We start from the raw sequence: 12,178 nt of genomic DNA on the forward strand, positions 1-12,178 counted from the left end.
CGGTCAGCGACGGCGTCGACCGGATCCGGCCACGGTGGAGGGCGGTCCGGCCCCGCGACCGCGTCGCGCTCGGGACCGACACCTTGAACGATGAGGCGGCCCCCGCTCCGCTATGTCACGACTCGCGGACAGGCTCGGAACCTCCACGCTCGGCGCGTATCTCCTCGCCGTCGGTGCCGGTGTCCTGGCGCTCGTCCTCGGTTCGTTGCTGTTCCCGCGGACGGTGTACGACGGCTTCGTCTGGCACTACTTCTGGGGGCCCGTTCAGGCGGACGCGAACAACGCCGTCTGTGCCGTGCGGGAGGCGGGAGAAACGGTGTATCTGGGGAGCGCGTCGGCCTGCGGGTCGGCGGCCGAGCCGGTCGCGTACCCCGGCTACACGCTCGTCTCCGAGGCCGGCTACGTCATCGTGTTGCTGGTCGCACTCTCGGGGCTCGTGTTGCTCCTCCGGGAACTGGATCTGGGGAGCAGGATCGACTTCTTCTACGCGCTCGTGCCCTTCTTCCTCTTCGGCGGCGCGCTCCGGGTGCTCGAGGACGCCGACAACGCGCTCGGCGACACGCTGTTCCCGTACCCCTGGGACACGCTGCTCATCTCGCCGATCATCTACTTCACCGTCTTCTTCATCACGCTCGCCACCATTCTGGTCGCGGTCGCGCTGGTCCAGCGCGACGTCGTCTCGGATCACAACCGGGTGGTCCTGTGGACCGGCATCGGCCTGAACGTCCTCACGGTCGGCGCGCTGTTCGTCCTCGGGCTCGGCGGCGTCGGACCCGCGACGTTCCACCCGCAGGTGCTGCTCGTCGCGCTCGGACTGACGGCGGTCTCGACCGCGGTGGCCTGGTACGGGACGAAGCGGTACGCGCCCTGGGTCCACCACGGCACGGGAACGGCCGGCGTCGTCGTCATCGCCGCTCACGCGCTCGACGGGGCCGCGAACGTCATCGGCCTGAACTGGATGTCCGCGCTCGTCTACGGCGGCGGGTTCGCCCCACGGCCGCCCAGCGTGAACGGGAACCTGATTCCGAAACACCCGGTGAACGCCGGCATCGTGAACTTCGCGCAGGCGAACTTCCCCGACGTGGTGCTCGCGACGCTGGGCGACGCCTGGCCGTTCCTGATCGTGAAACTCGTCGCCGCGGTCGCCGTCCTCGCCATCTTCGAGGAGGAGATGTTCGAGGAGTCACCCCGCTACGCGATCATGCTGCTGATCGCAGTGACGGCCGTCGGGATGGGGCCAGGATCGCGTGACCTGCTGCGGGCGACGTTCGGGGTCTGAGTCGACCGTTCTTTCACGCCGTCGGCACCACCCAGTTCCCGGGCGGAACCGCTTGCCTGAACCGTGGACGCCCGGCCGGGACGTGTCACTGAACCTACCTCCGTCAGTAGTGTTTTCATCGTTCTCGGGGTAGTCTCCCGACGATGAGTTCGTTTACCGACTCGGTCGTCGTGGTAACGGGTGCCGGATCCGGGATCGGCCGGACGACTGCGCTCGAGTTCGCGGATCGCGGCGCGAACGTGGTCGTCGCCGACGTCGATTCCGGCGGCGGCAGGGATACGGTCGAGGCGATCGGGGACGCCGGCGGTGAGGCGTCGTTCGTGGAGACCGACGTGACCGATCCCGCCGCTGTACAGGAGATGGTCGACGTCGCCGTCGCGGAGTACGGGCGGCTCGACTGCGCGTTCAACAACGCCGGAATCGGCAGCGAGCAGATTCCCGTCTCCGAGTACCCCGCCGAGCAGTGGGAGCACATCATCGACGTGAACCTTCTCGGGGTGTTCAACTGTATGAAGGCGGAGCTCGCTCGGATGAAACAGCAGGACACGAGCGACGCTATCGTGAACAATTCCTCGGTGCTCGGGAAGGTCGGCTTCGAAAAGTCGTCCGCGTACACTGCGGCCAAGCACGGTGTCCTCGGGCTCACAAAGTCTGCAGCCCTCGAAAACGGGGAAGCCGGTGTCAGGATTAACAGCGTGTGTCCGGCGTTCATCGACACTCCCCTCCTCGAAAAGGGGAACGTCGTGAACGACCCCGAGACGCTCGAGGAACTGAAGGGACTGCACGCGATGAACCGTCTCGGAACGCCCGCGGAGGTGGCGCAGGCGGTCGTCTGGCTGTGCAGTGACGAGGCATCGTTCATCACTGGTGAGGCACTCGGCGTCGAAGGGGGCTATCTCAGCCGGTAACCAGCGGCCGAAGACGTGGGGCGGTCCGGGCCGGCTTTCCGCCGCAGTTCGCTGGAGTCCGCACTCGGAGTCCGATACCAATTTCACCCCGCTTCCGTTCGCCGAATCCGAACGTCCGGTTCGGGAGCAGAGCCAGCGGCTCGTTCCATGCGCGTTTGTCGGACGACGGTCGGACCCGCGACGGTGACGACGTGACCATCGGGGACGATCTGACCGATCGCGGACGGTAACGGCGTACCCCGTCGTACGCCACCGGGAGAGTGCCGGACGCGTCCGATTTCGCCTACTCCAGCACGATGAGGGGGTCGCCCATGTCGACGCTGTCGCCCTCCGCGACGAGCACCTGACTCACTACGCCGCCGCGGTCGGCGACGACGTCGTTCTCCATCTTCATCGCCTCGAGCACGCAGACGACGTCGCCCGCGGCGACCTCGTCGCCCTCCGCCACGTCGACCGAGAGGATCGTCCCCTGCATCTCGGCCGCGACGGTCTCGCCGTCGCCCTCGATGGTGACCGACTCCTCCTCGGACTCCTCGGCCACGTCCGGGCGCTCCATCCGCCCCGACCCGCCACTCGACGGGGTCGGGATGGCGGGCGCGCCGCGTTCCTCGAGGCTCACCTCGAAGCGCTTCCCGTTCACCTCGACGGTGAAGTCGCGCTCGGTGACCTCCTCGTCGTCGGCAGCCTCGGCGTCGCCAGTGCCCCACTTCTCCTGGGCCTCGGCGAGGCGGTCGCGGTCGAGTTCGTCGTCGAGGTACTTCGTCGTGTGCTCGCCCGCCAGGAAGCGCTCGTCCTCCAGCATCAGGCGGTGGAACGGGACGATCGTGACCACGCCCTCGACGTCGTACTCGGCGAGCGCCCGTTTCGAGCGGTCGACACACTCGGCGCGGTCCTCGCCCCAGACGACGAGCTTCGCGATCATCGAGTCGTAGTCCGTCACGACCTCGTCGCCCTGGCGGAGGGCGTCGTCCATCCGGACGCCGATTCCGCCCGGCGGGTCGTACGTCTCCAGGCTGCCCGAGTTCGCGGGCGCGAACTCCCGTGCGGCGTTCTCCGCGTTGATGCGGAACTCCATCGCGTGGCCCTCCAGTTCGACATCCTCCTGTGAGAAGTCGAGTTGCTCGCCGGCGGCGACCCGGAGCTGACGCTTCACGATGTCGATGCCCGTCAGCTCCTCGGTGACGGTGTGTTCGACCTGGATGCGGGTGTTGACCTCGAGGAAGTAGAAGTTCGTGTCGCCGCCGAGCAGTTCCCCGTCGCGCTCGGGATCCTCCTCGACGAGGAACTCGACGGTGCCGGCGTTCGTGTAGTCGGCGGCGGCGACGCCCTGCCGGGCGGCCTCGCCGATGCGTTCGCGCAGGTCGTCGGTGAGCGCCGGGGAGGGCCCCTCCTCGATTACCTTCTGGTGGCGGCGCTGGAGCGAGCAGTCGCGCTCGCCGAGGTGCCGCACGTTGCCGTGGTGGTCGGCGATGATCTGGACCTCGATGTGGCGCGGGTTCTCCAGGTACCGCTCCAGGTAGACGGAGTCGTTCGAGAAGTACGCCTCGCCCTCACGCTTGGCTGACTCGAACTGCTCGTCCGCCTCGTCGGCCGACTCGACGACCTTCATCCCGCGGCCGCCGCCGCCTCCTTCCGCCTTGATGGCGACCGGGTAGCCGTGTTCGTCGCCGAACTCGCGGACCTCGTCGGCCGATTCGGCCGGGTCGGTCGTGCCGGGGACGATGGGGACGCCGGCCTCCTCCATCACCGTTCGCGCCTTCGTCTTCTCGCCGAGCGTCTCCATCGAGTCGCTGGCCGGGCCGACCCACGTGATGCCGTCGGTTCCCTCGACGCGCGCGGCGAAGTCGGCGTTCTCCGCGAGGAAGCCGTAGCCGGGGTGGATCGCGTCCGCGCCGGCCTGCTCGGCGGCGTCGATGACGGCCTCCTGGTCGAGGTAGGAGTCGGCCGCGCGGGCGGGACCGACGTTGTACGCCTCGTCGGCGTGCCGGACGTGTCCGGAGTGCTTGTCGGCCTCGGAGTAGACGCCCACGGTGTCGATACCAAGCTCCTCGCAGGCTCGCATCACGCGCACTGCGATTTCGCCGCGGTTCGCGACGAGCACCTTCTCGAACATTCTTGAGGGACCATTCCCGGGTACGCCTACTCAAACCGTCGGTTCGAATCCGGTCCAGCGCGGTGAGTGGCGAAGCGCCGAGCGAGCATGACCGGATTCGGGATGGGAAGGGGCTTGCCGGGACCGCGATATGAAGCCGTCCCGGTCAGCCGTCGCCGAGCGCCCGCCCCACCAGCGTTCGTTCGGCCTTCCGGAGGTGCGCGCTCGCCGTCGCCTCCGAGACGTCGAGGGCCGCAGCGACCTCAGCAAGCGAGCCCTCGCGGGGGACCTCGTAGTAGCCCGCGGCCATCGCCGTCCTGAGTGCCTCCCGCTGGCGACCCGTCAGATCCGTCCCGACCCCGCCGAGGCGGCGGTCCAGGCTGCCGACGTGGTGGACGGTCTTCCGGATCGACTCGGGCGTCTCCTCAAGCATCGCCCGGAGGTCGTCGGCTCGCCCCACGATGGTCATCCGCATCCGCGCCCGCTCGTCGTACACGATGGGGTGGGTGACGACGAGGTTCCGTTCGGCGAACGCCTGCCGCCACGCACGATCGGCTTCCCGCGTCCGCTGTTCCACGTAGGCGTAGAACCGGCCCCGGTCGACGACGGCGAGTTCCCAGTCGCGGATCGACTCGACCTCGTCGATCGCGTCCCGATAGGCGTCGACGTCGCCGTGGACGAAAAACAGCGCGTACTCGAGGCGCTCCGTGTCGTGGAGCTGCCAGGCGACCAGCTCCTCGCGCCGGACGTCGTCGGTGGACGCGAGGAACTGCTGCATCGGATGCCGCATCCACTCGGGCTGGTCGAAGGTGACCTCGAGCGAGCGCACGTGCAACAGTTTCGGATGCTATTTAAAGAAGCTAGTGGCTTCGTGAGAACGACGACGGGGGCGGCCCGCCGACGTCCGAGTATGGCCCAGTCAGATGCGACCACGGGCGGGGACGACTCCGGTCGCGACGACGCCGCCGCCACGGCGGACCTCGGCGAACTCCCTCCACCACCCGGGCCGGACGGGCTCCCGGTCGTCGGCAACACGTTCCAGTTCCTCGGGGACGTGTGGGCGTTCTACGACACGCTCGCCGACCACGGCGACGTGGTCTCCTACCGCGTCGCCGGCTACGACTTCGTGACGCTGCTCCACCCGGACCACGTCGAACGGGTTCTGGTCGGCGAACCGGACCGGTTCCGGAAGGGCGACGTCCAGCGTCAGTCCGGGATCGAACTCCTGGAACGGGGGCTCCTCCTCTCGGAGGGCGAGCAGTGGCGGCACCAGCGGGAGACGCTCCAGCCGATGTTCTACCGGAACCGCGTCGAGTCGTTCGGCGAAACGATGGTCGAGGAGGCCGTAAGGACCGTCGATTCGTGGGACGACGGGACCGTACTGGAACCTCGGTCGACGTTCTCGGAACTCACGCTCCGGATCCTCTCGCGCACGCTCGTCGGGGCAGACCTCGGCGACGAGGACGACGTCGTCCGCGAGGCCGCGAGGGCCATCCAGGCCAGATCCGACGCCGGCGCGCTCTCCTCGTTCCTGCCCCACTGGCTGCCGACGCCGCGGAACCGCCGGTTCAAACGCGCGACCGCCGAGTTCGACGACCTCGTCTCCGGGCTCATCGACGAACGGCGCGAGGAAGGGCCGGGCGAACACGAGGACCTGCTCTCCACGCTGGTTGCGGCCGGTGACGCACCGGAGGGACCGTCGGATCGGGAGATCCGCGACCAGTTGATGACGTTCCTGTTCGCCGGCCACGAGACGTCCTCGCTGGCGCTCACCTACGCCGTCTACGTGCTCACACAGCACCCGGACGTCACAGCGCGGCTCGAGACCGAAGTCGACGACGCGCTGGGCGAGTCACCCCCGACGGTCGCGGACGTTCCCCGGCTGGAGTACACCGAACGGGTGATCCGGGAGACGCTCCGGCTGTACCCGCCGGCGTACGTCCTCTTCCGCCGGACGACCGAGGACGTCGCCTTCGACGGCCACCGCGTCCCCGCCGGGACGGAACTGACGCTCCCCGCGTTCCGCCTCCACACCGACCCCCGATTCTGGGAGAACCCGGAGGCGTTCGACCCGTCGCGGTGGGCCGAGTCGGAGGGGAAGCGACCCGAGTACGCCTACTTCCCGTTCGGCGGCGGCCCGCGCCACTGCATCGGGATGCGGTTCGCGATGCTCGAACTGAAGATACTGCTGGCGACGTTCGTCCGGCGCGTCGGGTTCGAACTCGTCTCCGACCCGGACCTCTCGTTCGACGCCGCGGCGACGCTCCAGCCGAGCGATCCGCTCGAAGTCAGGGTGACCCGGCGTTAGAACCGGTCGGACCGCCCCGTCGCCGCCCAGGCGTCGGTCGGAGCGCCGTCCGGCACGCGCTCCGTGCGGCCCTGGAGCGACTCGGTTCGGCCCGCGAACGCCCACCGTTTGCCGTCCCAGGTCTCCGCTCCGTCGGCCGACTCCACGGCTGCGGCGGCTTCACGGTCGCGGAGGTGCGCGCTGACCGCGGCCGCGATGGCGGCGGCCTCGTGATCGTCGGCCGACTCCGGGATGGCGAGGTCGCGGGCGTCCATCAGATGGGGATGTTGCCGTGTTTCTTGTCCGGCAGCGAGTCGCGCTTGGATTTGAGCATCTCAAGGTCGCTGACGAGCCGCGGCCGGGTTTCGGGCGGTTCGAGCACATCGTCGATGAACCCCTTGTCGGCGGCGGTGTACGGGTTGGCGAACTCCTCGCGGTACTCCTCGATGAGGTCGTCCCGGCGCGCGTCCGGGTCATCGGCCTCGTCGAGTTCGTCCGAGTAGAGGATGTTCACCGCGCCCTGGGGCCCCATCACGGCGATTTCGGCCGAGGGCCACGCGTAGTTCACGTCGCCGCCGATGTGCTTGGAAGCCATCACGTCGTAGGCGCCGCCGTACGCCTTCCGTGTGATGACCGTCAGGAGCGGGACGGTCGCCTCGGAGTACGCGTACAGTAGCTTCGCGCCGTGGCGGATGATGCCGTCGTGCTCCTGGTCGGTGCCGGGCATGAAGCCGGGGACGTCGACGAACGTGAGGATGGGAACGTTGAACGCGTCACAGAAGCGGACGAAGCGCGCGCCCTTCTCGCTGGCTTCGATGTCGAGCGTGCCGGCGTTCACGCGGGGCTGGTTCGCCACGATGCCGACGCTGTGGCCGTCGAGGCGGCCGAACCCGGTGACGATGTTCTTCGCGAAGTCGGCGTGCGTCTCGAAGAATGAGCCCTCGTCGACGACGCGGTCGATCACGTTCGTCATGTCGTAGGGCTTCCGCGGCTGGTCGGGGACGATGCCGTTCAGTTCGTCGTCGGCGCGCTCGGGGTCGTCCCAGGGGTCGACGCGGGGCGGGTCCTCGACGTTGTTCTGCGGCAGGTACGAGAGCAGGCGGCGCATGTCGTCCAGGGCGTCCTCCTCGCTCTCCTCGGCGAAGTGGGCGACCCCGGAGGTCGAGCCGTGGGTCGTCGCGCCGCCCAGTTCCTCGAAGGTGACCTCCTCGCCCGTGACGGTCTTGATGACCTCCGGGCCGGTGATGAACATGTGGCTGGTGTCTTTCACCATGAAGACGAAGTCCGTGATCGCGGGCGAGTACACCGCGCCGCCGGCGCAGGGCCCCATGATGGCCGACAGTTGGGGGATGACGCCCGACGCCTCGGTGTTCCGGCGAAAGATCTCCGCGTAGCCCGCGAGCGAGCCGACGCCCTCCTGGATCCGCGCGCCCGCGGAGTCGTTGAGGCCGACGACGGGCGCGCCGACGTCCATCGCCTTGTCCATCACCTTGCAGACCTTCTCGGCGAACACCTCGCCGAGCGACCCGCCGAAGACGGTGAAGTCGTGGGCGAACACGAACGTCTTCCGGCCGTTCACCTCGCCGTAGCCGGTGACGACGCCGTCGCCGTAGATCCGCTTTTCCTCCATCCCGAACGTGTGCGTGTCGTGGGTCCGGAACTGGTCGAACTCGTGGAACGTGTCGTCGTCGAGGAAGTAGTCGATCCGCTCGCGTGCGGTCATCTTCCCCTTCTCGTGCTGGCTCTCGATTCGGTCCTCGCCGCCGCCGAGCAGCGCCTCCGCACGTTTCTCGCGGAGTTCCTCGATGCGTTCTTCCATCGTCATCGCGGACCACCGTTCCTGGACATTCGTTGCGGTGAGGTGTGGCCAGCCACAGGAAAAGGGTTCCGTAACAGGCGGCTTCTCCGGCCACCGTCGACCGGAGCCGTTCAGGCGGTCTGCTCGTCGATGAACGCCTCGACGGCGGCCCACGAGACGTCCGCCCGCGCGCCGACGCATCCGGACGCGATGGCGCCGCAGGCGTTCGCCACCGCGAGCGCGCCCTCGCCCGTCTCGCCCTCGGCTCTCGCCGCGAGAAAGCCCGACGCGAAGGCGTCGCCCGCGCCGGTCGTGTCGAGCGGGTCGATGTGGTAGCCGTCGTGGCTGACGGTCCGGCCGTCGCGCCGCAGGTCCGCGCCGTCGGCACCCCGCGTGATCACGAGGTCCGCGTCCGCCCGAACCGCGTCCATCCCGGCACCGTTGACGAGGGCGGTCGCCTCGCGCTCGTTGAGAAAGAGCAGGTCCGCGAGCGGCAGCGTCCCCGAGAAGTCCCGATCCGCGAACCGTCGGCCGGGGGAGAAACTGACCTCGACGCCCGCGGTCCGGCCACGCCGTGCGAGTTCGGCGGCGACCGCGGGCGGCTGGTTCGTGAGGTGGAGCAGGTCGACGTCGAGCGCGCCGTCCGGGAGGTCCGACGCGCGATACGCCTCGTTGGCCCCCTGGTTCGAGAGCATCATCACCTCGCCGCCGCCGTCGACGACGAGGTACTTGACCGCCGTCTCGCCGGCCGACTCGACGAGGTGCGTCTCGACGCCGGCCTCGGCCAGTTCCCTGCCCGCGAGCACGCCCGACTCGTCGCTCCCGACCGACCCGAACAGCGACGCCTCGTGATCGAGCCCTTCGAGGTTCACGGCGACGTTCGCCGCGCTGCCGCCGCCGGCCTGGTGGTGCTGCTCGATGGTCACCTCGCCGTCGGGCGCGGGGAGGCGGTCGACGCGGAGGGTGACGTCCCAGTTGACGTGACCCGCACAGAGCACCTGCATCTACGGGCGCTCCGCTCCCCCGTCCGGTTCGACGTCGGCCAGACCGGCCCGGTCGTCCGCGCTCGCGGCCGATTCCTGCACCTCCCACGGCCGGGTCGCGGACTCGCCGAACAGTTCGCGCATCAGCGTCACGACGCTCTCGGGCGGGAACTGGCCGCTCTCGGTGACGATCGCGTCGAGATATCTGGGCGGCGTCACGTCGAACGCCGGGTTCTCTACGGTCACCTCGCCGATCTCCGCGCGCTCCTCGGCCGAGATGACCTCCGCCTCGTCGCGCATCTCGATCTCGACCGTGTGGCCGGTGAGCGTGTCCGGGTGGAGCTTGATCGTCTGGGCGGCGACCATGATGGGGACGCCCCGTTCACGGGCGTTGACGGCCAGCCCCGAGGTGCCGATCTTGTTGATGACGCTCCCGTCGGCGGCGATGGCGTCCGCCCCGACGACGACGTGGTCGGTCTCGTCGAGGTACCGCCGTGCCGCCGAGTCGACGACGAGCGTCACGGGGACGCCCATCTCGCGGAGTTCCGACGCGGTGATGTGGCCCTGTCGGCGCGGGCGCGTCTCCTTCACGATGGCCGAGAGCTCCTTGCCCTGTTCGACGGCTGCTCGGACACACGAGAGCGCGTCCGTCGAGTGACAGTGGGTCAAAATGGTGTCGCCGTCGCGGAGGCGGTTCGCGCCGATCTCGCCGAGTTCGTCCTGGGCCGTGTCGAGCCGTTCGGCGAAGTCGGCCGCCGCGGTGGTCACTGCTGCCCTCACATCGTGGACGGTGTCGCCCTCCATCCGCCCGAGGACGTACCGGAGCGAGTTGGGGAGCGACACCGCGGTCGGGCGCGTGTCGTAGAGGCGCCTGCCCGCGGCGCGCATCGTCGCGCGGAACGCGTCGGGATCGTCGGCGTCGACGGCGCGGGCCTGGGCCGCGAGCGCGTCCGCGGCCGCGGCCGCGATCGTCGCCGCGCCGCGCGTCTCCATCGTGGCGATGTCCTCCGCCGTCTCCTCGACGGACTCGTGGAGGTCGGCATCTCCGGGCATGACCTCGGCGTAGGCGACGCCGGATAAAGAGTGTCCGGGTGACGGGCGCGGATCCGAACGGAGGGTGGTTTCATTGTCACGTCCCGGCTACGGGACGCCATGACGTGGCACGTCGAACTCGACTACCAGGACTACGAGACCGCCCGCGAGGAGTTCGAGTGGACCGTCCCGGCCGAGTACAACCTCGCACACGACCTCCTCCGAAAACACGAGGACGTCCACCGACCCGCACTCCACCAGTCGTACCCCGACGGCCGCGAGCGGACGTACTCGTTCCGCGAACTCGACGACCTGTCCGACCGGGTCGCCCGCGGGCTGGCGAACCGGGGCGTGGGGCGCGGGGACCGGGTCGGCGTCGTGCTCCCGCAGGTGCCCGCCAACCCGCTCACGCACCTCGCCTGCTGGAAACTCGGCGCGGTCTCGATTCCGCTCTCGGTGCTGTTCGGCCCGGACGGGCTCGAATCGAGGCTCGGGGACGCCGGCGCGGTCGCGGTGGTGGCCGACGAGGAGGTGCGCGACGCGGTGTCGACCGCCGTGGGGAACTGCCGGGGGCTCGACCGTCACGTCGAGGTCCGGTGGCGCGGTGAGGCGAGTGAGGACGCCCCGGCGTGGAACGCTGAAGACGGCGACGACGGCCCGGACGAGCGCTTCGCCACGCTCCTGGGGGAACCCGCCGGGTTCGACAGGGTCGAGACCGGGCCCGACACGCCCGCGGTCGTGCTCTACACGAGCGGCTCGACCGGCCCGCCGAAGGGCGTCCTCCACACTCACGACGTCTGGGTCGGCCACTGTCCGGCGTTCTTCATGTACGTCGAACGCGACGTCGAGGGGACGTACTGGACGCCGGCCGACTGGGCCTGGATCGGCGCGCTCGGCGACCTGCTGTTCCCCGCCTGGCACTACGGGCAGCCGGTCGTCGGCCACCCGATGGGCCCGTTCGACCCCGAAACGGCGGTCGAACTCATGGATGAATACGACGTCACCGACGCGTTCCTGCCGCCGACCGCGATCCGGATGCTGATGAGCCACGGGACGGGGTCGGTTGACCTCTCGCTGGAGACCGTCTGTTCGGGTGGCGAACCGCTCACGCCGGAAATCCTGGAGTGGGCCGACGACGAAATGGACGGCCTCGTCGTCAACGAGCTGTACGGCCAGACGGAGGCGAACCTGCTCGTGACGAACTGCCGGGACTGGTTTTCCGGGCGTGCCGGGAGCATGGGTAAACCCGTCCCCGGCCACGAGGTCGCCATCGTCGACACGGAGACCGGGGAACGAAAACCGCCCGGCGAGGTGGGAGCGATCGCCGTGCGTCGGGCCGACGACCCGGTCGTGTTCTCGGAGTACTGGAACGCCCCGGAACGGACCGCCGCGGCGACGCTCGACGGCTGGCATCTCACCGGCGACCTCGGTTCGCGCGACGAGGACGGCTACCTGTGGTTCAAATCCCGCGACGACGACGTCATCATCACCGCGGGCTACCGGGTCGGTCCCGGCGAGGTCGAGGGCGCGATCCTGAACCACGCCGACGTCGAACAGGCGGGCGTGATCGGCGTCCCCGACGACACCCGCGGGGAACTGATCAAGGCGTTCGTGGAACCGGCCGCGGGGGTCGACCCCGACGACGAACTCCGGGAGGAGATCCGTTCGCTCGTCCGCGACCGGCTCGCCAAACACGAGTACCCGCGCGAGATCGAGTTCCTCGCGGGGCTCCCGCAGACGACGACCGGAAAGATCCGTCGCCGGGCGCTCCGCGACCGGGAGGGGAGCGGCGACTGACT

At 69.3% G+C, this 12,178-nt stretch carries 10 protein-coding genes; 4 read left to right on the top strand and 6 right to left on the bottom strand.

From position 1 onward, the window contains the following. Positions 1 to 112: 112 nt before the first annotated feature. Positions 113 to 1,279: a DUF63 family protein gene (locus RJT50_RS08575; protein WP_313690783.1), complete on the top strand. Its 1,167-nt coding sequence runs from the start codon at positions 113 to 115 to the stop codon at positions 1,277 to 1,279. Positions 1,280 to 1,422: 143 nt separating this feature from the next. Next, a complete protein-coding gene (locus tag RJT50_RS08580) occupies positions 1,423 to 2,187 on the top strand; it encodes an SDR family oxidoreductase (protein WP_313690784.1) in 765 nt (254 codons plus the stop codon). A gap of 283 nt (positions 2,188 to 2,470) precedes the next feature. On the opposite strand, the gene RJT50_RS08585 is transcribed toward RJT50_RS08580, so the two are convergent. Beyond that, a complete protein-coding gene (locus RJT50_RS08585; RefSeq protein ID WP_313690785.1) occupies positions 2,471 to 4,300 on the bottom strand; it encodes an acetyl-CoA carboxylase biotin carboxylase subunit in 1,830 nt (609 codons plus the stop codon). A 145-nt stretch (positions 4,301 to 4,445) separates the two neighbouring features. Continuing rightward, a complete protein-coding gene (locus RJT50_RS08590) occupies positions 4,446 to 5,108 on the bottom strand; it encodes a helix-turn-helix domain-containing protein (protein WP_313690786.1) in 663 nt (220 codons plus the stop codon). A gap of 81 nt (positions 5,109 to 5,189) precedes the next feature. Here RJT50_RS08590 and RJT50_RS08595 point away from each other — a divergent pair, with 81 nt between their 5' ends. After that, positions 5,190 to 6,587 (top strand): cytochrome P450, encoded by a 1,398-nt coding sequence (locus RJT50_RS08595; protein ID WP_313690787.1) that lies wholly within the window; start codon positions 5,190 to 5,192, stop codon positions 6,585 to 6,587. On the opposite strand, the gene RJT50_RS08600 is transcribed toward RJT50_RS08595, so the two are convergent. From RJT50_RS08600 to RJT50_RS08615, 4 genes are all read right to left on the bottom strand, one after another. Continuing rightward, entirely contained in the window at positions 6,584 to 6,841 is a 258-nt protein-coding gene (locus tag RJT50_RS08600) for a DUF8022 family protein (RefSeq protein ID WP_313690788.1), read from the bottom strand. The two genes, RJT50_RS08595 and RJT50_RS08600, sit on opposite strands and share 4 nt — an antisense overlap. Further along, positions 6,841 to 8,385: an acyl-CoA carboxylase subunit beta gene (locus tag RJT50_RS08605; RefSeq protein ID WP_313690789.1), complete on the bottom strand. Its 1,545-nt coding sequence runs from the start codon at positions 8,383 to 8,385 to the stop codon at positions 6,841 to 6,843. Before RJT50_RS08605 ends, RJT50_RS08600 begins: the two co-directional genes overlap by 1 nt. Positions 8,386 to 8,495: 110 nt before the next feature. Further along, positions 8,496 to 9,368 carry an ATP-dependent ribose-1-phosphate kinase gene (locus RJT50_RS08610; protein ID WP_313690790.1) on the bottom strand — a complete coding sequence of 291 codons (873 nt, stop codon included), beginning with the start codon at positions 9,366 to 9,368 and terminating at the stop codon, positions 8,496 to 8,498. Further along, the gene (locus RJT50_RS08615; RefSeq protein WP_425499670.1) at positions 9,369 to 10,400 is read right to left on the bottom strand and encodes a ribose 1,5-bisphosphate isomerase; all 1,032 of its coding nucleotides are present in this window, start codon (positions 10,398 to 10,400) and stop codon (positions 9,369 to 9,371) included. It abuts the gene before it with no gap. A 99-nt stretch (positions 10,401 to 10,499) separates the two neighbouring features. On the opposite strand from RJT50_RS08615, the gene RJT50_RS08620 reads away from it, so the two are divergent. Further along, positions 10,500 to 12,176, top strand: a complete 1,677-nt coding sequence (locus tag RJT50_RS08620) for an acetate--CoA ligase (protein WP_313690791.1) — start codon at positions 10,500 to 10,502, stop codon at positions 12,174 to 12,176. Positions 12,177 to 12,178 lie beyond the last annotated feature (2 nt).

Source organism: Halobaculum sp. XH14 (genome assembly GCF_032116555.1).
Classification (GTDB): Archaea; Halobacteriota; Halobacteria; order Halobacteriales; family Haloferacaceae; genus Halorarum; species Halorarum halobium.

Bases quoted from the DNA above. Each gene is read 5' to 3' on its own strand.
- RJT50_RS08575 (WP_313690783.1), top strand. From the start codon at position 113: ATGTCACGACTCGCGGACAGGCTCGGAACCTCCACGCTCGGCGCGTAT.
- RJT50_RS08585 (WP_313690785.1), bottom strand. From the start codon at position 4,300: ATGTTCGAGAAGGTGCTCGTCGCGAACCGCGGCGAAATCGCAGTGCGC.
- RJT50_RS08610 (WP_313690790.1), bottom strand. From the start codon at position 9,368: ATGCAGGTGCTCTGTGCGGGTCACGTCAACTGGGACGTCACCCTCCGC.
- RJT50_RS08600 (WP_313690788.1), bottom strand. From the start codon at position 6,841: ATGGACGCCCGCGACCTCGCCATCCCGGAGTCGGCCGACGATCACGAG.
- RJT50_RS08580 (WP_313690784.1), top strand. From the start codon at position 1,423: ATGAGTTCGTTTACCGACTCGGTCGTCGTGGTAACGGGTGCCGGATCC.
- RJT50_RS08615 (WP_425499670.1), bottom strand. From the start codon at position 10,400: ATGCCCGGAGATGCCGACCTCCACGAGTCCGTCGAGGAGACGGCGGAG.
- RJT50_RS08595 (WP_313690787.1), top strand. From the start codon at position 5,190: ATGGCCCAGTCAGATGCGACCACGGGCGGGGACGACTCCGGTCGCGAC.
- RJT50_RS08620 (WP_313690791.1), top strand. From the start codon at position 10,500: ATGACGTGGCACGTCGAACTCGACTACCAGGACTACGAGACCGCCCGC.
- RJT50_RS08605 (WP_313690789.1), bottom strand. From the start codon at position 8,385: ATGGAAGAACGCATCGAGGAACTCCGCGAGAAACGTGCGGAGGCGCTG.